This is a genomic window from Mycobacterium yunnanensis (assembly GCF_025823185.1).
Classification (GTDB): domain Bacteria; phylum Actinomycetota; class Actinomycetes; order Mycobacteriales; family Mycobacteriaceae; genus Mycobacterium; species Mycobacterium yunnanensis.
The window spans coordinates 236,768-257,474 of sequence record NZ_JACKVK010000001.1 but is presented as its reverse complement, the minus strand read 5'-3'; the positions used below and the strand labels follow the sequence as shown (position 1 = coordinate 257,474).

At 68.4% G+C, this 20,707-nt stretch carries 19 protein-coding genes and 1 pseudogene; 6 read left to right on the top strand and 14 right to left on the bottom strand.

All coding sequences use genetic code 11. From position 1 onward, the window contains the following. Positions 1-31 precede the first annotated feature (31 nt). The 4 genes from H7K45_RS01340 to H7K45_RS01325 all read right to left on the bottom strand — a co-directional run bounded on the left by H7K45_RS01340 (position 32) and on the right by H7K45_RS01325 (position 4,169). Positions 32-1,969 carry an ABC transporter ATP-binding protein gene (locus tag H7K45_RS01340; RefSeq protein ID WP_263993907.1) on the bottom strand — a complete coding sequence of 646 codons (1,938 nt, stop codon included), beginning with the start codon at positions 1,967-1,969 and terminating at the stop codon, positions 32-34. A 93-nt stretch (positions 1,970-2,062) separates the two neighbouring features. Further along, a complete protein-coding gene (locus tag H7K45_RS01335) occupies positions 2,063-2,608 on the bottom strand; it encodes a chromate transporter (protein ID WP_263993905.1) in 546 nt (181 codons plus the stop codon). After that, complete coding sequence (locus H7K45_RS01330) at positions 2,605-3,183, bottom strand: chromate transporter (RefSeq protein ID WP_263993903.1); 579 nt, start codon at positions 3,181-3,183, stop codon at positions 2,605-2,607. The genes H7K45_RS01335 and H7K45_RS01330 overlap by 4 nt, the downstream gene beginning before the upstream one ends. After that, positions 3,180-4,169, bottom strand: a complete 990-nt coding sequence (locus tag H7K45_RS01325) for a phospholipase D-like domain-containing protein (protein WP_263993901.1) — start codon at positions 4,167-4,169, stop codon at positions 3,180-3,182. Before H7K45_RS01325 ends, H7K45_RS01330 begins: the two co-directional genes overlap by 4 nt. 89 nt (positions 4,170-4,258) lie before the next feature. On the opposite strand from H7K45_RS01325, the gene prrA reads away from it, so the two are divergent. Together prrA and H7K45_RS01315 are read left to right on the top strand one after the other, a co-directional pair. After that, the gene (gene prrA, locus H7K45_RS01320; RefSeq protein ID WP_263993899.1) at positions 4,259-4,969 is read left to right on the top strand and encodes a two-component system response regulator PrrA; all 711 of its coding nucleotides are present in this window, start codon (positions 4,259-4,261) and stop codon (positions 4,967-4,969) included. Between the two features lie 7 nt (positions 4,970-4,976). Further along, positions 4,977-6,323, top strand: coding sequence for a HAMP domain-containing sensor histidine kinase (locus tag H7K45_RS01315; RefSeq protein WP_263993898.1), 1,347 nt, complete (start codon positions 4,977-4,979; stop codon positions 6,321-6,323). Here H7K45_RS01315 and arfA read toward each other — a convergent pair. Together arfA and H7K45_RS01305 are read right to left on the bottom strand one after the other, a co-directional pair. Further along, complete coding sequence (gene arfA / locus H7K45_RS01310) at positions 6,320-6,814, bottom strand: channel-forming protein ArfA/OmpATb (RefSeq protein WP_263993896.1); 495 nt, start codon at positions 6,812-6,814, stop codon at positions 6,320-6,322. The two genes, H7K45_RS01315 and arfA, sit on opposite strands and share 4 nt — an antisense overlap. Then, complete coding sequence (locus H7K45_RS01305) at positions 6,815-7,177, bottom strand: FKBP-type peptidyl-prolyl cis-trans isomerase (protein ID WP_263993895.1); 363 nt, start codon at positions 7,175-7,177, stop codon at positions 6,815-6,817. It lies immediately after the preceding gene. A 31-nt stretch (positions 7,178-7,208) separates the two neighbouring features. On the opposite strand from H7K45_RS01305, the gene H7K45_RS01300 reads away from it, so the two are divergent. Next, positions 7,209-7,469 carry a DUF2630 family protein gene (locus H7K45_RS01300; protein ID WP_263993894.1) on the top strand — a complete coding sequence of 87 codons (261 nt, stop codon included), beginning with the start codon at positions 7,209-7,211 and terminating at the stop codon, positions 7,467-7,469. Here the strand turns inward: H7K45_RS01300 and H7K45_RS01295 are convergent. The 7 genes from H7K45_RS01295 to pdxH form a co-directional block, all read right to left on the bottom strand. Further along, positions 7,457-10,606 carry an ATP-binding protein gene (locus H7K45_RS01295; RefSeq protein ID WP_263993893.1) on the bottom strand — a complete coding sequence of 1,050 codons (3,150 nt, stop codon included), beginning with the start codon at positions 10,604-10,606 and terminating at the stop codon, positions 7,457-7,459. The genes H7K45_RS01300 and H7K45_RS01295 overlap by 13 nt on opposite strands. An 81-nt stretch (positions 10,607-10,687) precedes the next feature. Continuing rightward, positions 10,688-11,110 carry a MarR family winged helix-turn-helix transcriptional regulator gene (locus H7K45_RS01290; RefSeq protein ID WP_263993892.1) on the bottom strand — a complete coding sequence of 141 codons (423 nt, stop codon included), beginning with the start codon at positions 11,108-11,110 and terminating at the stop codon, positions 10,688-10,690. Continuing rightward, positions 11,100-12,536: an MFS transporter gene (locus H7K45_RS01285; RefSeq protein ID WP_263994235.1), complete on the bottom strand. Its 1,437-nt coding sequence runs from the start codon at positions 12,534-12,536 to the stop codon at positions 11,100-11,102. Before H7K45_RS01285 ends, H7K45_RS01290 begins: the two co-directional genes overlap by 11 nt. 103 nt (positions 12,537-12,639) lie before the next feature. Further along, the gene (locus H7K45_RS01280) at positions 12,640-13,953 is read right to left on the bottom strand and encodes a citrate synthase (protein WP_263993890.1); all 1,314 of its coding nucleotides are present in this window, start codon (positions 13,951-13,953) and stop codon (positions 12,640-12,642) included. 71 nt (positions 13,954-14,024) lie between these two features. Continuing rightward, positions 14,025-14,705, bottom strand: a complete 681-nt coding sequence (locus H7K45_RS01275; RefSeq protein ID WP_263993889.1) for a TetR/AcrR family transcriptional regulator — start codon at positions 14,703-14,705, stop codon at positions 14,025-14,027. Positions 14,706-14,751: 46 nt separating this feature from the next. Then, entirely contained in the window at positions 14,752-16,011 is a 1,260-nt protein-coding gene (locus tag H7K45_RS01270; RefSeq protein ID WP_263993887.1) for an MFS transporter, read from the bottom strand. Positions 16,012-16,013: 2 nt separating this feature from the next. Further along, positions 16,014-16,676 carry a pyridoxamine 5'-phosphate oxidase gene (gene pdxH, locus H7K45_RS01265; protein WP_263993886.1) on the bottom strand — a complete coding sequence of 221 codons (663 nt, stop codon included), beginning with the start codon at positions 16,674-16,676 and terminating at the stop codon, positions 16,014-16,016. A gap of 83 nt (positions 16,677-16,759) precedes the next feature. On the opposite strand from pdxH, the gene H7K45_RS01260 reads away from it, so the two are divergent. From H7K45_RS01260 to H7K45_RS01250, 3 genes and pseudogenes are all read left to right on the top strand, one after another. Then, positions 16,760-17,887, top strand: a complete 1,128-nt coding sequence (locus H7K45_RS01260) for a citrate synthase 2 (RefSeq protein WP_263993884.1) — start codon at positions 16,760-16,762, stop codon at positions 17,885-17,887. Beyond that, positions 17,881-18,488, top strand: a pseudogene (locus tag H7K45_RS01255) (maleylpyruvate isomerase N-terminal domain-containing protein). Before H7K45_RS01260 ends, H7K45_RS01255 begins: the two are co-directional and overlap by 7 nt. A gap of 85 nt (positions 18,489-18,573) precedes the next feature. Beyond that, a complete protein-coding gene (locus tag H7K45_RS01250; RefSeq protein WP_263993883.1) occupies positions 18,574-19,020 on the top strand; it encodes a VOC family protein in 447 nt (148 codons plus the stop codon). Positions 19,021-19,042: 22 nt separating this feature from the next. On the opposite strand, the gene H7K45_RS01245 is transcribed toward H7K45_RS01250, so the two are convergent. Beyond that, positions 19,043-20,704 (bottom strand): FAD-dependent oxidoreductase, encoded by a 1,662-nt coding sequence (locus H7K45_RS01245; protein ID WP_263993882.1) that lies wholly within the window; start codon positions 20,702-20,704, stop codon positions 19,043-19,045. Positions 20,705-20,707 lie beyond the last annotated feature (3 nt).

Sequence of the window (20,707 nt, the reverse complement as noted above, 5' to 3'; positions counted from 1 at the left end):
CCATCAAGGCTCCCATGCTCGGCAACCGACTTCATGCCGCCGACGTCTCGTCGCCGAACTGGGTCTCGTACAACTCTGCGTAGCGTCCGCGGCGGGCCAGCAGGGCCCGATGGGTCCCGCGTTCGACGATGCGGCCGTCCTCCACCACCAGGATCAGGTCCGCGGCGCGAATCGTGGAGAGGCGGTGGGCGATCACCAGGGACGTCCGTCCGGCGAGCGCCTCGGCCAGCGCCTGCTGCACCGCGGCCTCGGACTCGGAGTCCAGCGACGCCGTCGCCTCGTCGAGGACCACCACCCGGGACGTGCCGAGCAGCAGGCGCGCGATGGTCAGCCGTTGCCGCTGCCCGCCGGAGAGCCGGTAGCCGCGTTCGCCGACGACGGTGTCCAGACCGTCGGGCATGTCGGCCACCACGTCGGCAAGACGGGCGCGGCGCAAGGCCTCCCACAGCTGGTCATCGCCCGGAGCCGCGCCGGCGGCGACATCATCGGAGGCGCCGGGTGCGGCGAGGGTCAGGTTGGCGCGGATCGATTCGTGGAACAGGTGACCGTCCTGGGTGACGACGCCGACGGTCTCCTTCAGGGAGGCGAAGGTCACGTCGCGCACGTCGACGCCCGCCAGCTTGATCGCGCCGGAGTCGACGTCGTAGAGCCGTGCGAGCAGCGACGCGATGGTCGACTTGCCCGCACCGGAGGAGCCCACCAGCGCCACCATCTGACCCGGCTGGGCGGTGAACGAAACACCGTGCAGCACTTCGTCTCCCCCGCGGTCGTCGAGGACGGCGACCTCTTCGAGCGAGGCCAGCGAGACCTTGTCCGCCGACGGATAGGAGAACCGGACGTCGTCGAATTCGACGCCGACCGGACCGTCGGGCACCGCCACGGCGCCGGCCCTCTCCTGGATCAGCGGCGTCAGGTCGAGAACCTCGAAGACGCGCTCGAAACTCACCAGCGCACTGGCGATTTCGACGTGTGCGTTGGCCAGCGCCGTCAAGGGGGCGTACAGCCGCGTCAGCAGCAGCGCCAGGGAGACGATGGCACCGGCCTGCAGAGTGCCCCCGATCGCGAGGACCCCGCCAAGCCCGTACACCAGCGCCAGCGCAAGCGCCGACATCAGCGTCAGCGAGTTCATGAAGGTGGCCTGCAACATCGACGTCCGCACGCCGATGTCGCGAACCCGGCCGGCCCGTGCCGCGAACTCGTCGGACTCACGCCGCGGATCGCCGAACAGCTTGACCAGGGTGGCGCCGGGAGCCGAGAAACGTTCCGTCATCTGGGTGTTCATCGTCGCGTTGTAGATCGCGCTCTCGCGACTCAGCGCCGCCATCGTGCGACCGATGCGGCGGGCCGGGAGCAGGAACAACGGCGTCAGCAGCAGCGACAACACCGTGATCTGCCACGAGATGCCGAGCATTACCGCCAGCGTCAGCGCGAGGGTCACGACGTTGCCCACCACACCGGACAGCGTGTCGGAGAACGCGCGTTGCGCCCCGATGACGTCGTTGCCCAGGCGGCTCACCAAGGCCCCGGTCCGGGTTCTGGTGAAGAACGCGACCGGCATCCGCTGCACGTGGTCGAAGACCGCCGTCCGAAGATCGAGGATGAGGCCTTCGCCGATGTTGGAGGACAGCCAACGGGTCAGCATGCCGACACCGGCCTCGGCCACCGCCACCGCGGCGATCACCGACGCCAGCAGCACCACCGTGCTCGGCGCGCTGAGCCCCAAAATGCTCCTCGCGTCCGCACCGTCGACGATTGCGTCGACCACGTGGCCGGCCAGTACCGGGGTGGACACCGCGAGCAGGGCACCGACGACGCTGACGGCCACGAACCCGCCGAGGCGCCGATGGTGACGGGCGGAGAACCGCCAAATCCTCGACAGCAGGGCACGGTTGGCCAGCACGCGGAGATCACCTCCACGCGCGTTGCGCTGCCGGTAGAGGGCCCGGCTGGCCGCGTACTCCATGCTCATGTCGTCACCGTAGAACCTCAACAAAGGTTCTGGTCAATTCGTTACCCGTCGGCAAACCCACACACAGGTCATACCCGTTATGTCCGACAAGGCTCAGACGATGCCGAAGTATCCGATCACACCGGCCGCCGCGACCACCAGCAACGGGTTGACCTTCGACCGGACGAAGATCAGCGTGCACACCGCCGTCAGCATGTAGGCCCGCCAGTCGTGGTCGGCGGCGCGGCTCATCACCAGCGACGACGCCAGGATCAGCCCGACGGTCAGCGGGGCGAAGCCCTTCTCGACGGCGATCCGCCACTTCGACTCCTGCGCCCGCTGCCAGAACAGCGTGATGGCGTACACCAGTGACGCCGCCGGGATCACCATCGCGGCCGTCGCGACGAAACCTCCGAGCACGCCGCCGAGCACGCCGCCAACGGGCACACCGGCGGCGTAGCCGATCATGCCGACGATCAGGATGCTGGGGCCGGGCGCGGTCTGGGAGATCGAGAACAGGTCGGCGAACTGTGTGTCGCTGAGCCAGCGGTGCTGATGGACGGCCCGCAGATGCATGTCGGGCAGCACCGCGTTGCCGCCGCCGATCGACATCAGCGACAGCGAACCGAACAGCGCGATCAACTGCAGGTAGGTCGTCACGCGTCGGCCTGCGCGGCCTTCTCCGCAGCCCCGCGCGGCCACGCCCAGAGCAGCGCCAGCGGCGCGACGATGGCGAGCACGCCCAGCAACGGCCACCGCAGTACGCCGTTGAGCACGAAGGCCAGCCCGAACAGGCCCACCGGGATCAGCCCCGTCAGGCACGTCTTGCCGGTCTTGATCACCATGGCCAGCGTGAGGGCCACGGCGGCCGCCGACGCGCCGTGCAGCACACCCTTGACTGCAGGCACCTCCTTGAAGGTGAAGTACAAGAATGCCAACACCAGCACGATCACCAGCGGCATGAAGCACAACCCGACGACCGCGGCGACGGCTCCCGGCACGGCCCGCAGCTTCGTGCCCGTGAACACGGCCATGTTGACCTGGTTGGCACCGGGCAGGATGCGGCACATCGTCATGGCGGAGAGGAACTCCGCCTCGCCCATCCACTGCTTCTCCACGACGATGACCTCACGCGACCACGCCGAGAGCCCACCCCCGAAGGACGCCAGAGCAATGTGGTTGAACGTCAACGCCAATTCGCCCAAACCGACCTTCGTCGGCTCTGGAGCGGTCACTCGTGGACGAGTTCCGGGTCGTGGGGAAAGTCGTCCTCCTGGTGGGTGGAGGTGTCGAGCGGATCGGGCGGCGAATAGTGGTGCGAGAGCGCCCAATCCTCGTCGAAGGTCGCCTTGAGCCGCGCGACGACTGCGGGCTCCGTGATCGTGATGCCGAGTTCGCGACGCAGGTCGAAGGCGCTGCGGTCGATGTTCATCGACCCGACCAGCGCTCGCTCGTCGTCGACGATCATCAGCTTGGCGTGCACGCGGAGGTTCTTCTGCTTGTGCACCTTGGCGCCGAAGCGGCGCAACGTCCGCAGCGAGGCGAAGGTGTCGAGGACGTCGCCCTCGCTGATGCCGTGCCTGCCACCGCACAACACGTGCACCTTGACGCCGCGTTCCACCGCCGCCGCGAGGTGGTCGAGGATCACGGCGTCGACGAACTTGGGGTGCTGCACGTCGATGCGGTGCGTGGCGGTGTCGATGAACCGGGCCATGTGATAGCGGGAATTCGAGTTGCTCCAGAGCAGGCCCTCGTAGACCGTCGGAACCCAGTCGTCGTGGTTCCAGTCGGCCTCGAACACCTCGACGATCTGCGCGACGTGAACCGGATCGTCGATGACGACGCCGTAGTCCCTCGTCGCCGTGAAGTACTTCAGGCACATGTTGAACGTCGCCACCAGCGCGGTCTTCTCGTCGACGACCATCGATTTCTCGTGGGTGACGTAGAACTTCGGATTGGCCCACTGCACGGCGATGCCGGCGGCACTGAAGCGCTCGAAGGTCTCGTCGTTGGCGCGATCGCCACCGGAGCGCGCCGCGTTCAGCATTACCCGCACGTCGACCCCGGCCGCCTTACGGGCGATGACGGCGTCGATGAGGCTCTCGTCGGTGAAGGTGAACTGCTTGATCAGGAGCGACGCCCGGGCCGAACCGATGAATTCCAGCACCGGGCCCAAGCCGTCGTCGGGCTCGACGATCAGGCGGGGTCCGCTCGTCTGCACGAGTGTCGAAGCTAGCACTGGCCACCCCCCTCTGGTCTGCGCCACGCGCCTACCGCATCCATAGTGGCGCATCAGGCAAGATGAGGCGCATGGAGATGGCAGCGAGCGGTGCCGCGGCACCCCGAGTCCTGGTGGTCGACGACGACCCCGACGTGCTGGCGTCCCTGGAACGCGGACTGCGTCTCTCGGGATTCGAGGTCAGCACCGCCGTCGACGGCGCCGAGGCGCTGCGCAGCGCCACGGAGACCCGGCCCGACGCGATCGTCCTCGACATCAACATGCCCGTCCTCGACGGGGTGAGCGTGGTGACGGCGTTGCGCGCCATGGACAACGACGTGCCGGTGTGCGTGCTGTCGGCCCGCAGTTCGGTCGACGACAGGGTGGCCGGCCTGGAGGCCGGGGCCGACGACTATCTGGTCAAGCCGTTCGTCCTGGCCGAACTGGTCGCCAGGGTCAAGGCACTGTTGCGTCGCCGCGGCGCCACCGCGACGTTCTCCTCGGAGACCATCGCCGTGGGTCCGCTCGAGGTCGACATCCCCGGGCGCCGGGCCCGCGTCAACGGCGTCGACGTCGACCTGACCAAGCGCGAGTTCGACCTGCTGGCGGTGCTCGCCGAGCACAAGACCGCCGTGCTGTCGCGCGCGCAGCTGCTGGAACTGGTGTGGGGGTACGACTTCGCCGCCGACACCAATGTCGTCGACGTGTTCATCGGTTACCTCCGCCGCAAGCTGGAAGCCGGTGGCGCGTCACGTCTGCTCCACACCGTGCGAGGCGTGGGATTCGTCCTACGGCAGCAGTAGGTTCGACGTGAACATCCTCTCGCGGGTCTTCCGGCGCACGCCGTCGCTGCGGACCCGCGTGGCGTTCGCGACCGCCATCGCCGCCGCGATCGTGGTGGGCATCGTCGGGACGATCGTGTGGATCGGCGTCACCAACGACCGCAAGGAACGCCTGGACCGCCGGCTCGACGAGGCGGCGGGCTTTGCGATTCCGTTCCTGCCGCGCGGGCTCGACCAGATTCCCAAGTCACCCAACGACCAGGACGCGATCATCACCGTCCGGCGTCCCGACGGCCAGGTGACGTCCAACTCCGACGTGACGCTGCCGGAATTGCCCGCCGGTTACGCCGACACCACCATCGACGGGGTGCGCTACCGCGTGCGCACCGTCGACATCACCGGGCCGCAGGGCCGGATGACCGCCGCCGTTGGCGCCACGTACGACGCCACCATCGCCGACACCAACAACCTCCACCGCCGCGTGATCATGATCTGCTCCTTCGCCATTGGCGCCGCGGCCGTGGCCGGCTGGCTGCTGGCGGCGTTCGCGGTCAGACCGCTCAAGCGCCTCGCGCAGCAGACCAGGGCGATCGACGTCGGCGGCGCGGCACCCGACATCGACGTGCGCGGCGCCACCGAGGCCGTCGAGATCGCCGACGCCGTCAACGGCATGGTGCAGCGCATCTGGCAGGAGCAGGACCGCACCAAGGCGGCGCTGGTGTCGTCTCGCGACTTCGCCGCCGTCACCTCTCACGAACTGCGCACCCCGCTGACGGCGATGCGCACCAACCTCGAGGTGCTGGCCACCCTCGACCTCGCCGAAGATCAGCGCAAGGAAGTCCTCGGCGACGTCATCCGCACCCAGACGCGCATCGAGTCGACGCTGTGGGCCATCGAAAGGCTTGCCCAGGGCGAACTCTCGACCTCCGACGACCATTCTCCGGTCGACATCACCGAGTTGCTCGACCGGGCCGCCCACGACGCGATGCGGGCCTACCCCGACCTCGACGTGTCGTTGGTGCCCGCGCCGACGGTCATCATCGTCGGACTGCCCGCCGGGTTGCGGCTCGCGGTGGACAACGCGATCGCCAACGCCGTCAAGCACGGTGACGCCACCCGGGTCCAGCTGTCGGCCGTCACGTCACGCGCCGGCGTGGAGATCGCGGTGGACGACGACGGCGTGGGCCTTCCCGAGGAGGAACGCACGATCGTCTTCGAGCGATTCTCCCGCGGGTCGACCGCATCGCACTCGGGCTCCGGTCTGGGCTTGGCGCTGGTTGCCCAGCAAGCCGAATTGCACGGCGGCACGGCCTCGTTGGAGGAGAGTCCACTCGGCGGTGTCCGGTTGCTGCTACGGCTGCCGGGACCGTCCTAGCCAACCCGAATGTCGTTGGCCACCTTGACGTTCGGCCACGTCTCGTCGACCGCGGTCGCGGCTGCGGTCTTGGCCGCCTCCGTCTTGGCACTCCCGGTCAAGGTGGCGGTGTCCCCCACGAGCTTCACGCCAAAGCCCTGCACGTCCATCGCGACACCGAACAACGCACCAAGACCGGAGAACTCCGGGGCGACGACGCCAGGTTTGACCGTCAGCTGGTCGACGATCTTTGCGCCCGGCATGGCCTGACGCAGCGTCGCGGGCAGATCGGACTTGAGCGATGCGTCGGGTACCTCCCCGGTGACGGTGAATCCGTTGGCCGTCCGGACGATGGACATCGCCCCGAAGGGCCCGGTCTTCGCGACGGCCGACGACGTGGTCGCCGGGCCTGCGGGCGGCGTGGCCTCGGCGGCCGTTCCGGCGTCACCGGACTTACCGCATCCGGCGACGACGAACAGCAGCGTCAGGGCGAGCAGGAGGACGGAACGCACTCAGCGAGCGTCGAGCAGGTCGATCACGAAGATCAACGTCTTGCCCGACAGGCGGTGGCCGGATCCAGCCGGACCGTAGGCCTTCGCCGGCGGGATCACCAGCTTGCGGCGACCGCCGACGCGCATTCCGGGAATCCCGTCCTGCCAGCCCTCGATGAGCCCGCGCAGCGGAAACTCGATCGACTCGTTGCGGCTCCACGAGCTGTCGAACTCGTCGCCGCTGTCGTACTCCACGCCGACGTAGTGCACCTCGACGGTGCCACCGGGCACCGCCTCGGCGCCGTCTCCGACGACGATGTCTTCGATGACGAGTTCGGCAGGCGCCGGACCGTCGGGGAATTCGATCTCGGGTTTAGTTGCCACCCTTGACACCGTAGTCGGGCAGACTGGGGGCGTGAGTACGGACCCGAACAAAGATGCCGACATCCTCGCCCACGTCAACGAACTGGTCGCAGAGGAGAAGGAGCTGCGGTCGAAGCTCCAGCAGCACGAGATCGACGAGACCGAGGAACACCACCGGCTGCGCAGCATCGAGGTGCAGCTCGACCAGTGCTGGGACCTGCTGCGGCAGCGCCGGGCGTTGCGCGAGACGGGCCAGGACCCCGATCAGGCCAGCGTGCGGCCCGAGGACGAGGTCGAGGGCTACCTGAGCTGAGCCGTCGCGACGCAACCCTCGAATCCCAGGGCCGTCGCCCGCTCGCGACACCGGCGCAGCGACACCCGGTAGGTCACGTCGTCACCCCGCGCCCGAGCCACCCGCGCCCTCAGCCCTAGGAGGACCACCTCGACGATCGCCAAATCGTCCCGGCCCGCCGAGGCCAGCCGTTCGATGGCCGCGTCGGCCTCCTGCACGTCACCCCGGCCGTGGCGCTGCAGCAAGGCCTCCACGAGGAATCGGGTGGCCACGACGCCGTGGGCGAACTGCCCGCGTTCGGACACGCGGTTGCCCGCCGCCCTGAGCTCGTCGACGGCGACGTCGAGGTGACCGTCGCGCGCCAGTTCCCGCGCGTGGAACAAATCGAGGACGGCGAGCTCGCTGCGGTAGAAGTGGCCACGATCGGACATCTCCCGGATCTTGGCCAGCAGATGCCTGCCCCGGCGCCGCTCGGCGGATCCCCGTTCCAGGAGCAGCCCGCCCAGGCAATAGGTGGCCAGCGCGACGGCGTGGTGGTCGCCGTGGTCCACCGCGATGGTCAGCGCCTCCTCCGCTTCGCGCAGGGTGGAGTCGTCGGGCAGCAGCACGCCCTGCAACGTCCTCACGCTGTGCTGGTAGACGACGCACTTGCTGAAGGTCAGTCTGTCCGCCCCGCGGGCCATGGTCAGGGAGTCGCGAAAGTCGTTGCGCCAGTTGGCCAGCCCGAGCCAGCACCTGGCGATTCCGCGGAACGTGAGCGCCAACGCCAGCGGCGACCCGAACACGACGTCGCCCATGGTCGGATCACCGTCGGCCAGTTCGATCGCCGTCTGCGACCACCTCAGCAGCTCGTCGACATCGCCGGTCTCCTGTTTGGAGACCATCGGGGCGACGGACAGTCCGACCGTCAGCACGGGATCGCCGATCCCCTCGAGCAGCGACCACACCTCGGTACCCAGAGCCGACGCTTCGGTGACGCTGCCGTGCACCATGTGGTCGGTGTACTGCCCTAGCATCGCCAAGGTCAGCGACCGCTTGTCCCCCGCTGCCGCGGCGAGCTCGCGCACTTCGTGAAAGCCGCTGTCGGACATGCTCTCCGCGGTGCGATAGGCCGTCGCGCAGAGCAACGTGCCCGCGGCGATGCGCATGGCCAGCCGGCCGGGGTCGTCGGCGGGCAACGCGTAGGCGACGTGTCGCGCCCTGGCCCAGCTCAACCTCGCCGCGGCGATGTCACGATTCCTCGACCATGCCCCGGCCCGCATGTGCCACCCGTAGGCCGCGCCGAAGTCTCCGGCTGCCTCGAGATGTTCACCGATGAGCGCCGCATTCTGTTCCGCCAGAGTGGGTTCCGCCGTCTCGATCGCCGCCGCCACCCGCCGGTGGACCTCGGCACGTTCAGCGAGCAGCAACGTCTCGTAGGCCACCGTGCGGATCAGCGGCTGCCGGAAGACGTACTCATCGGACGACGAGGACTTCACCTGATCCACCATCTCCGCCTCGACCAGCGCGTCGAATGCCGGTACCACGCCGATCGTCTCCAAGAGGTCTGCGGTGCAGCGCGTTCCGACGACTGCGGCGGCGTTCAGGGTTCGCTTGGCTCGGTCGTCCAGCCGGTCGATGCGGGCCGCGATGACGGCGTACAGGGTCGGCGGCACGCTGACCTCGGCCGCGGTGGCCGTGGAGGTGTAGGCACCGCGCCGACCGTGCAGGACGCCCCGCTCGACGAGGTCTCGCACGATCTCCTTGACGAAGAACGGATTGCCCACCGCGCGTTCGCCAATCGTGGACGCCAGGCCCGTCAGCGACTGATGCGTACCCATCTGCTCGGCGATCAGCTCAGAGGTCTCCGCATCACTCAACGGCGCCAGGGTGATGGTTCGCCCCTCGGCCAGTTGGGACAGCGGGCCGCGATAGTCCGGCCGGTGGGTGATCAGCGCCATCGAATCGGTCCGCGAGAGCACCGCGGTGAAGTCGGCCAGCATCGACTCGCTGATCTCGTCGATCCATTGGGCGTCCTCGACGACGAACACGGCGGGCGATCGCTGCGTGGTCCAGGCGCCCCGGATCAGCGCCGTCAACCGCCTGCGCCTGGCGTCGGGGTGCAGTGTCGGCATGGCCACGTCGGGGTCGTCGATGCCGAGCAGGTCGCCGAGGAGCAACAGATCCTCGGCGCCGACGTCGGGCAACACCTGTGCGAGACGCGCTCTGTCCGATGGGGATTCGACGTCACCGACCTTGAGCACCGCACGCAGCAGCTGCGCGACGACGTGGAACGGCACCTCCTTGGCAATCGAGTCGCACCGCGCGCCGAACACCTGCACGCCCCGGGTGGCGGCCATCGCCGCCATCTCCCTGACCACCCGGCTCTTCCCGATCCCGGCGGGTCCACACAATCCCACGCTGGTGCCGCCGCATCCGTCGAGAACTTCCTCGAATGTGCCCTCGAGGACGGCCATCTCCCATCTACGGCCGATGAGCGGAGAGTCGGCGCGCCGCGAAAGGGCGTGATGCGGCCTGACGTGCAGCAGCCTGCGCACGGCCACTGCGGTGGCGGAGCCCTTCACCACCAGGAAGTCAGGTTCGGAGAGGTCGACGACCTCGTCGACCAATCGTGCCGTCGACTCCGAGATCGCCACCCCGCCGACTGGTGCCACCGATTCCATCCGCTGCGCCATCCCGACGGCCTCGCCGATCGAGGTGTAGGCCAGTGAGCCAGCCCCAAGCTTGCCGGCGACGACCTGACCCGAGTTGAGTCCCACCCTGACCGAGACGTCGACTCCCTCGCGGCCGAACCGCACGGCCAGTCGGCGGATCTCCCGTTGGAGGTGCAGCGCCGCGAGACACCCGCGCAGCGCGTGGTCTTCGAGGGCAACCGGAGCTCCGAAGACGGCCATGATGCCGTCTCCGGTGAACTTGTCGACGGTTCCGCCGTACCGCTTGACCGCAGCGGCCGAGACGTCGAAGACCTCGGACATGATGCCGCGCAACCGCTCCGGACCGATGGCGACCGCGATGTCCATCGAGCGCACGACGTCGGCGAACAGCACCGTGACCTGTTTGAATTCGGCTGCGTCAGTGGGCTGCGTCGACTCACCACATTCGCTGCAGAACTTGGCGGCGGCGCGCAACTCGGAGGCACACCTCCGGCACACCGTCATCGCGTCGTCCTCTCCGCTGGACGAGCTCAGAATATTTCTCGCCGGTCGGACAGTCGACCCGAATCGACGATGTCGTCAAATTCAGCCGTCGGTCAACTTGGCCAGAATCGACTCGAGGGTCTGCACTTCCTCCCGACTCAGGTCGGCGAAGCGGCGCGGCGCGGGATCCTCGACACCGTCGATACGCGCCAGCACCCGCCGTCCCTCATCGGTCAGCGACACCACCTTGCATCTGCGGTTGTTCGGATTCGTCTCTCGCACAACCAATCCGCGGTCTTCCAAGTCGTTGACCGCAACGCTGGTCGCCGGGGCGTCCATGGTGGCGGCCTCGGCGATCTCCTTGGCGGTCATGGGCCGACGGGCCAGCCGGCGCAGCACGCGGATGCGACTGAACGGCAGACCGGACACCTCGATGACATCGCGCTTCCAGGCGTCGCGGTTGTCGAACACGACGCTCACCATGGCGCGCCACACCTCGTCGGCCGCGCGGGTGTCAGCCGACATTGGCGGCCTCCTTCGGTTCGCGGGCTCCGGCGATCAGCGGTGCCAGCCGCTCGGCCGACCGGAACGCCGCCGGCGTGGTCGAAAGGTAGCCGAGCACGGTGATGACGACACCGATGCCGATGCTGGCGAACCAGAGCGGTCGAGCCGAGGCGGCGAAGTCCGCGCCGCTGGTCGAGATCGCCGATCCCGCGATCGAGCCGCACAGCGCCACACCGATGCTGACGCCGATCTGTCGGCTGGTCGAGGTCACCGCCGAGGCCGCGCCTGCCCGGTCGAGCGGCATGCCGCTGACCGCGGCGTTGGTGATCGGGGCGTTCACCATCGAGAAGCCGATGCCGAACACGGCGAAGATGACGAGCAGCCCCCACACCGGGGTGGTCTTGGTGAGGAACGTCAGCAGCACCGAGGCGGTGGTGATCAGGACACCAGCGACCAGCAACGAGGGCCGGGCACCGAACCGACCCACCATGCGCCCGGAGATCGGGGAGAACACCAGTGCGCCGATGGCGATGGGGGCGTAGACGAGGCCGGTGTGCATGGCGCTGTAGCCGCGCTCGCCCTGGAGGTACAGCGACATCATGAACAGGAACGCACCCCACGCCGAGAACGCGCACACCGCCGTCACGGTGGCCCCGGCGAAGGGGACGCTGCGGAAGAACCGTAGGTCGATGAACGGGTCGTGACGCCGCGATTCGTAGCGCAGGAAGGCGACGAACGCGATCGCCGCGACCACCGCGACCGCGATGACGCGGGGGTTGGTCCAGCCGTACCCCGGACCTTCGATGAGGGTGAACACCACGCCGAAGAGGAACGTCACCGCCAGCCCCTGGCCGACGGGATCGATGTTGCGCATCGTCTGAGACTTCGTCTCGGGGACGAAGATGGCGGTCAGGATCACCGCGGCCAGACAGATGGGCAGGTTGATCCAGAACACCGCCCGCCAGCTGATCAGCTCGATGAGCAAGCCGCCGACCACCGGACCAAGGGCCATCGAGATGCCGACGACGGCACCCCAGAAGCCCAGTGCCCGGGCCCGCTCCACCCGTCCGGTGAAGATTTGCGAGATGATCGACAGCGCAACGGGATTGAGCATCGACCCGCCGATGGCCTGCAGCAAGCGCGCCATGATCAGGGTGTCGATGTTGGGCGCCATGCTGCACAGCAGCGAGCCGATGGCGAACACCACCAGGCCTATCTGGAACACCCTGCGACGGCCGAAGCGGTCGCCGGTCGCGCCGGAGAGCATCAGCAGTGACGCCAGCACCAGGGTGTAGACGTCCACTACCCACTGAAGCTCCGAGGTCGACGCGTGCAGGTCGGTGCGGATGCTCGGGATGGCGACGTTGACGATGGTCGCGTCCATCGAGACGATCAGCAGACTCAGACAACAGGACACCAGGATGATGGCCTTGCGGCGCGACGTCAGGTCGCCGGAGCCGGGCTGCCGGCGGCCATCCTCAGTTGCAATCACACAACGATTGTGAACCTACAACTATTACCGAAGCAAACGATGTGGCGCAGTCGACAGGCTAACGGCCGCCCATGTCGGTGTAGTCACGCTCGTTGTACCCGGTGTAGATCTGACGCGGCCGGCCGATCTTGTTGGGCTCGCCGTTCATCTCCCGCCAGTGGGCGATCCACCCGGGCAGCCGGCCCATGGCGAACAACACCGTGAACATGCGCGTCGGGAAGCCCATCGCGCGGTAGATCACGCCGGTGTAGTAGTCCACGTTCGGGTACAGCTTGCGCTCGATGAAGAAGTCGTCGGTGAGCGCGATCTCCTCGAGTTCCTTGGCGATGTCGAGAAGCTCGTCGTCGCCGCCGAGCTTGCCGAGGATCTTGTCGGCCTGCTCCTTGACGATGCGCGCCCGCGGATCGTAGTTCTTGTAGACGCGGTGCCCGAAGCCCATGAGCTTCACGCCGTCCTCGCGGTTCTTGACCTTCTTGACGAACGTCGCCACGTCGTCGTCGCCGGTGCGGATCTTCTCCAGCATCTCCAGCACCGCCTGGTTGGCGCCGCCGTGCAGCGGACCCCACAGCGCGTTGATGCCACCGGAGATCGACGTGAACAGGTTGGCCTGCGAGCTGCCGACCAACCGCACCGTCGACGTCGAGCAGTTCTGCTCGTGGTCGGCATGCAGGATCAGCAACAGGTCCAGAGCGCGGACGATCTCGGGATCGACCTCGTAGGGCTCGGCCGGGAAGCCGAACGTCATCCGCAGGAAGTTCTCCACCAGGGTCAGCGAGTTGTCGGGGTACAGGAACGGCTGCCCCACCGACTTCTTGTAGGCGTACGCCGCGATGGTCGGCATCTTGGCCAGCAGGCGGATGGTCGACAACTCCACCTGATCCTGGTCACCGGGGTCCAGCGAATCCTGGTAGTAGGCGCTCAGGGCGTTGACGGCGCTGGACAGCACCGGCATCGGGTGGGCGTTGCGGGGGAAGCCGTCGAAGAAGCGCTTGAGATCCTCGTGCAGCAGCGTGTGCCGCTGGATCTGCGTGGTGAACTTCTCGAGCTCGTCGGCAGTCGGCAGTTCGCCGTAGATCAACAGGTAGCTGACTTCGATGAAGGTCGACTTCTCGGCCAGTTGCTCGATGGGATACCCGCGGTAGCGCAAGATGCCCGCGTCGCCGTCGATGTAGCAGATCGAACTCTTCGTCGCCGAGGTGTTGACGAAGCCACCGTCGTACGTGGTGTAGCCCGTCTTGGCCAGCAGGGATCCCAGTGCGATGCCGTCGGATCCCTCCGTGGCCTTGACGATGTTCAGGTCGATCTCGCCCCCGGGGTACCGGAGGGTGGCGACCTCGTCCGAATCAGTCGAAGGACTGGACTCCTGCGGCACGTTGGGTCCCTTCTGCGTTGGCGACCGGAACGAAGCTGTCCGTCACTAGTGGAAGGTAGTCGCTATCGGTTTCACGCGCTCGTGTGGGGTTGGCCGTCGGCGCTCGGGTCACTGCACCACGGCGTCCACGTGCCACGGAACGTGGTCACCGTGGCGGTCAAGCGGTCGGAGATGACCTCGGGTGTGATGGCGTCGTTGCCCTCGAGCCCCAGCCCGGCGAACGACTCGGAGAAGAGCACGGCCCACACGTCGGTGATGAGCGTGACCGACCGATGGTCGGGCGGCACGCCGAGCCGCCGGGCCATCACCCGCATCGTGGCCTTCTCCGTGATGTCGTGCCGAAGGCCGAGAGCGGCAGTCCGGTAGGAGGTGGAGCCGTTGATGATCCGGATCAGCGTTGCCATCCGCCGGAAGCCATTCGACTCGACGCCGTTGCGGCTGCGGAAGACCTCGAGGGACGCAGCGAGCAAGGCGTCGTAGGCGGTCATCTCACCGGGCAGCCGCTCCATTACTGCGGCGATCATCTCGTCGAGATCGTCGGTGATGGCGGCGACGACGGACACCTTGGTCGGGAAGTACCGGCTGAACGTCCGCGGCGAGACGTCGGCGGCCGCGGCGATCTGGTCGACGGTGGTGTTGTCGTACCCGCGCTTCTCACACAGCGTGGCGGCGGCGTCGATGAGCGTCGCACGGGTGCGCAACTTCTTGCGCTCCCGCAACCCGCTGGGCACACCACTCGTCACGTCGGGCACGACAAGATGCTAGCTCAGCGAATCTGTGCGTTCAGTCACAGCCAATTCACACGCGGTAGCGCACGAACGCGGGTACCAGCAGCGCGGCGATCAGGACGCCCACGACGACGAGGGCGCCGCCGCCCGCAGCGGCCACCGTCGTGCCGACCACGGCCGCCGACGCACCGTGGACGGTGTCGGCCAATCGAGGCCCACCGGCGACCACCACGGTGAACACGCCTTGCAGTCGGCCACGCACGTCGTCGGAGGCTGCCTGCTGCAGAATCGTCGAGCGGAACGCCGAGGAGACCATGTCGGCGGCACCACCAATTGCCAGGAACGCCAGCGCAATCCACAGCAGCGCACCGGCATGCCCACCGGCCAGGCCGGCCGCGAGCCCGAACCCGATCATCGCCACGCCCCACACCACGATCGCGAGCACCACCGCCAGCCCCTGGCGGCTCACGCGCGGCAACCACCCCGAGAACACGCCACCCAGCACCGCGCCCACGGCGATCGCCGCCGACAGGTAGGCCATGGCGCTGCCGCCCTCGACCGGCCCGCCGAAGCTCTGGTGCGCCATCTCGGGGAACAGCGCCCGCGGCATGCCGAAGATCATCGCGATCAGGTCGACGACGAAGGACATCAGCACGACGCGGTTGCCCGCCAGGTATCGGAAGCCGTCCAGGACGGCCGCGAAGCCCCACTTCGAGGCGCCCTGGGTGGTGCCGGTCGGCGGCATCTTCGCCAGTCGCCACGTCGCGACGATCGGGGCGATGCACGTGAGCGCGTCGATGGCGTACAGCGTGGACAGGTCGACGAAGTGCAACAGCACGCCCGCCAGCAGCGGCCCCACGATGGCGCCGAACTGCATGACGGTCATGTTCAGCGAGTTGGCCGCCGGCAGTTGATCCTCTGGGACCATCCGCGGGATCGCTGCCGACCGGGTGGGGCTGTTGACCGCGAAGAACGCCTGCTGCACCGACAGCAGGCACAGCACCACCCAAACGTTGTTCAGCCCGAGCGCGGCCTGCACCCACAGCAGCACCGACGACACGGCCAGCCCGATGGAGGCGATGAAGAGCAGCAGCCGGCGATCCATCGCATCGGCCCATGCGCCGCCCCACAGCCCGAAGACCACCAGGGGAACCAGCGCGAACAGCCCGGCCAGCCCGACGTAGGCCGAGTTCTCCGTCAGGGCGTACAGCTGAACCGGGACGGCGAAGATCGTGAGGTTGCCGCCGATGACCGTGACGATGCCTGCCAGCCACAACCGCCGAAAGTCCGGCGTCCGAAGCGGTGTGGTGTCGGCGAAGAGGTTCGCCACCCCTACGGCTGCAGACGCTCGGTGACCGCCCCGCTCACCCGGATCCTGTTGTGGACCCGGTTCTCGCGGCCCTGCCAGAACTCCACGGCGTCGGCGGCGATGAGGTATCCGCCCCAGTTCGGCGGCACGGGAATGGTGTCGTCCCCGGCGAATCGTTCGGTGACGTCGGCGAGCTGGCGTTCGAGTGCCTCCCGGGAGGCGACGGGGTGCGACTGCTGCGACGCCCACGCGCCGAGCTGGGAGCCCCGCGGCCGCTTGGCCCAGTAGTCCGCGGTGACCTCGGGTGCGACCTTGGCGACGGGGCCGCGCACGTGCACCTGACGCCCGAGGGCGTACCAGGGGAACGTCGCCGACGCATACGGCGAGACGGCCAGCTGGTGCCCCTTGTCGGAGTCGTAGTTGGTGTAGAAGGTGATGCCGGTCTCGTCCACGCCCTTGCACAACACCGTTCGGGTGGAGGGCCTTCCCTCGGCGTCGACGGTGCCGACGACGATGGCGTTCGGCTCGGCGATCCCGGCCTCTTCGGCGTCGGCCAACCACCTGCGCAACAGCGCGATCCACCCGTCGGCGAGCCAGTCGGCGTCGAGGTCGGCGCTGCCGTCCTTCTCGGGCGATCCGTACTCCACGCGCATACGAGCCAGATGCTCGTCACCGTCCTGAACCACCCGCCCGACGCTACGCCCAGCGCGCCGTCGCATGGTTACCCACCGGTAGCAACCGCCGGTCGCCGTGGTGCGAGAATCTGCCCATGACCGACGCGTCCAACATTCCCGACGGATTCGTAGCAGGCCTCGAAGGCGTCGTCGCCTTCACCACGGAGATCGCCGAGCCGGACAAGGACGGCGGCGCGCTGCGCTACCGCGGCGTGAACGTCGAGGAGCTGGTGGCCAAGCGCGTCACCTTCGGCGACGTGTGGTCACTGCTCGTCGACGGCTCCTTCGGCAACGGGTTGACCCCCGCCGAGCCGTTCCCGCTGCCCATTCACACCGGTGACGTCAGGGTGGACGTCCAGGCAGGCCTGGCGATGCTCGCCCCGATCTGGGGTTATCAGCCGCTGCTCGACATCGACGACGAGACCGCCCGCAACCAGCTGGCCCGCGCGTCGGTGATGGCACTGTCCTACGTCGCACAATCGGCCCGCGGCATCCACCGCCCGGCGGTCACGCAGCGGACCATCGACGAATGTTCTACCGTCACACAGCGATTCATGACCCGCTGGAAGGGCGACCCCGACCCGCGGCACGTCGAGGCCATCGACGCCTACTGGGTCACCGCTGCCGAACACGGCATGAACGCGTCGACCTTCACCGCACGGGTGATCGCGTCGACCGGCGCGGACGTCGCCGCGTCGCTGTCGGGCGCCGTCGGCGCGATGAGCGGGCCGCTGCACGGTGGCGCGCCGGCTCGGGTGCTTCCGATGATCGAGGAGGTCGAGCGTTCCGGTGACGCCCGCGCCGTGGTCAAGGCCATCCTGGACCGCGGCGACAAACTGATGGGCTTCGGGCACCGCGTGTACCGGGCCGAGGATCCCCGGGCCCGGGTGCTGCGGGCCACCGCCGAGCGACTCCAGGCGCCACGCTTCGAGGTGGCCAGGGCACTCGAGCAAGCTGCCCTCGCCGAGCTGCGCGAGCGCCGCCCGGATCGGGCCATCGAGACCAACGTCGAGTTCTGGGCTGCGGTGATCCTCGACTTCGCAGGCGTACCCCCGACCATGATGCCCGCGATGTTCACGTGCGGGCGCACCGCGGGGTGGTGCGCCCACATCCTTGAGCAGAAGCGGCTCGGCAAGCTGGTCCGCCCGGCCGCGATCTACGTCGGCCCGCCGCCGCGCAGCCCGGAATCGGTCGAAGGTTGGGACTCCATCAGCTCATCGTGAGCACCGCCTTCGGTTCCGCGGCAACCGCATTCGCCGCGCTCGTCCACCAGATACCCGAATCCGCTTGGGACGGAAGGGTCTCGGGGAGTGGGATCTGCGGGCATTGGTCGGGCATGCGTCGCGGTCGATGATCACGGTCAGCGAATACCTGCGCGCACCAGCCGAGCGCGAGGACGTGACGAGCGCGGCCGACTACTACGCCATGGTGCGGGAGTATCTGGCCGGGGCGGACGCGGGCGCGGTCGTCGAACGAGGGCGCCATGCCGGCCGTGAACTCGGCGAGGATCCCGCCGCGGCGGTCGACGCCCTGGTCGAACGCGCCCTCGACGACGTCTCACGCGCCGACGATCCGCTCGTCTCGGTGATCGGCGGCCTGGGCATCCGGCTGAGCAACTACCTGCCGACCCGCGTCTTCGAGCTCGCGGTGCACGGTCTCGACGTCGCCAGGGCCACCGGCCTGCCGTTCACGCTGCCCGACGACGTGCTCGCCGAGGCGACGGTGCTGGCGGCCCAGATCAGCGTGCGCCTTGGCACGGCCACCCCGGTGTTGCTCGCCCTGACGGGTCGCGAGGACCTACCCCCGTCGTTCTCCGTCGTGTAGGTCGAGATCACGGCAGCGCGATGACTTTCACCGCCGCCATCGGTCGACTCTGGTGACCACCACTCGCCAACGAAGGGACCCCACCATGGCCATCGACGTGCAGCCCGCCGTCTCCCCCTACCTCATCGTCGACGACGCCGCGGCAGCCATCGACTTCTACGTCGCGGCATTCGGCGCCGAGGAGCTTGGGCGCGTGCCACGCCCGGACGGCAAGATCGTGAACGCGGCGCTTCGCATCAACGGCTCGGTCGTGATGCTCAACGACGACTTCCCCGAGATGACGGGCGGCAAGTCGATGACCCCGACGTCCCTCGGCGGTACCCCGGTGTCCATCCACCTCACCGTGACCGACGTCGAGTCGCAGTTCCAGCGGGCCGTCGACGCCGGCGCCACCGTCGTCGCCCCACTCGAGGACGTGTTCTGGGGCGACCGTTACGGCGTCATCCGAGATCCGTTCGGACACATGTGGTCCCTCGGCCAGCCCATGCGCGAGGTCAGCAGCGAGGAGATCGCCGCCGCCATGGCCGGCTGACCTTCCGCCTAGGCGTCGCGAGTCACAGCCGAAGCCCCGACAACAGGCGCTGCCCCAGCGACGGAGCGGGCGCCGTGGCCGCCGCGGCCAGCATGTCGGAGACCTCGGTGAACTTGTCCCGCGGCCGGTCGGGTCCGCCACGGCCGATCTCGGCGTGGTCGATCGCCCGCCAGCCGGCCGCGTCGACGACGTCGGGCTGCCTGGCACGGACCAGCTTTTCCATCGCCGACGCCCGACCGATGGGGTCGGCCAACAGCCCGGCGTTGTAATCGGCGACGAGGTTGTGCACCGTCTCCGCCGCACAGGACTTGTTGGTCCCGATGAATCCCGTTGGACCCCGCTTGATCCAGCCGGCCACGTACACCCCGGGCCTTCCGACCACGCGTCCACCGTCGTTGGGCACCACGGCGGTGTCCTCGTCGAAGGGCAGGTCGCGAATGGGCTTGCCGCGGTAGCCGATAGACGTCAGCACCATGCCGGCGCCGACCTCGCGGACCTCGTCGGTGCCGGTGACGGTGAAGGCGACGCCCGCGACCCGGTCCTGACCGAGCACCCGCTTCGGGGTCAGACCGTAGACCAGTCGAATGCGGGGCCTGCCGATTGGTGCGGCCGAGTCGCCCAACTTGGCAAGCACCTCGAGCTTGTTTCGCGTCAGCGCATCGCCTTCGGTCGACAGGTCTCGGCGCACCAATTCGTGGTCTTCGGCCGAGAGCACCACCTCCTGGGTGGTGGTCAACCCGATCAGCTCCGGCAGCGTGAACGCCGACGCGGCCGGGCCGCGGCGGGCAGCCACCACGACCTCGCGCACGCGGGAGTCACGCAGCGCCTCGAGCGCGCGATCGGAGACGTCGGTGCGGGCCAGCGCGTCGGGATCGGTGGTGAGGATTCGCGCCACGTCGAGGGCCACGTTGCCGTTGCCGATCACCACGACGCCTTCGGCACTCAGATCCACCGGCAGGTCGACGTAGTCGGGGTGCCCGTTGATCCAGGCGACCATCTCCGTGGCGGTGTGAGTGCCTGGCAGTTCCATTCCCTCGACGTCCAGGCGACGGTCGGTGGGCGCGCCGACCGCGTACAGCACGGCATGGTGGTGCTCGGCCAGTTCGGCCAGGGACAGGTGGTGCCCGACCTCCACGTTGAGGTAGAAGGTGAAGCCACGCTGCCGCGCGATCCGGTCGAAGAGCCCGGTGACGCGTTTGGTGCTCTGGTGGTCGGGCGCCACGCCCGCACGCACCAAACCGTATGGCGTCGGCAGCTTCTCGAAGACGTTGACCCGCACGCCCTCCTGGGTCAGCAGTTCGTCGGCGGCATACATTGCCGCCGGGCCGGATCCGACGACGGCGACCACGAGTGGCCCACCCGTCCTCGGCCGGACGGCGGGCGCCTCGGCCACCGGCGCCAGCTTGGACGTCGGCGGCAGCTTGCCCTCGCGCTTGGGGTAGAACGCCGCGTTGAGTTCGACGAACACCTGCTGACCGTCGTCGAGCTTGGTGTCCGGCGAGATGGCGCCGACCGGGCACGCCGTGACGCAGGCGCCGCAGTCGACGCACGCGACGGGGTCGATGTGGAGCATCTCTGCGGTGGCGAAGCCCGGCTCGTCGGGCGACGGGTGGATGCAGTTGACCGGACACGCGTAGACACAGGACCCGTCGCTACAGCACGACTGGGTGATCACATGGGGCACGAG

Bases quoted from the DNA above. Each gene is read 5' to 3' on its own strand.
- H7K45_RS01340 (WP_263993907.1), bottom strand. From the start codon at position 1,969: ATGAGCATGGAGTACGCGGCCAGCCGGGCCCTCTACCGGCAGCGCAAC.
- prrA (WP_263993899.1), top strand. From the start codon at position 4,259: ATGGAGATGGCAGCGAGCGGTGCCGCGGCACCCCGAGTCCTGGTGGTC.
- H7K45_RS01295 (WP_263993893.1), bottom strand. From the start codon at position 10,606: ATGACGGTGTGCCGGAGGTGTGCCTCCGAGTTGCGCGCCGCCGCCAAG.
- H7K45_RS01290 (WP_263993892.1), bottom strand. From the start codon at position 11,110: ATGTCGGCTGACACCCGCGCGGCCGACGAGGTGTGGCGCGCCATGGTG.
- H7K45_RS01260 (WP_263993884.1), top strand. From the start codon at position 16,760: ATGACCGACGCGTCCAACATTCCCGACGGATTCGTAGCAGGCCTCGAA.
- H7K45_RS01250 (WP_263993883.1), top strand. From the start codon at position 18,574: ATGGCCATCGACGTGCAGCCCGCCGTCTCCCCCTACCTCATCGTCGAC.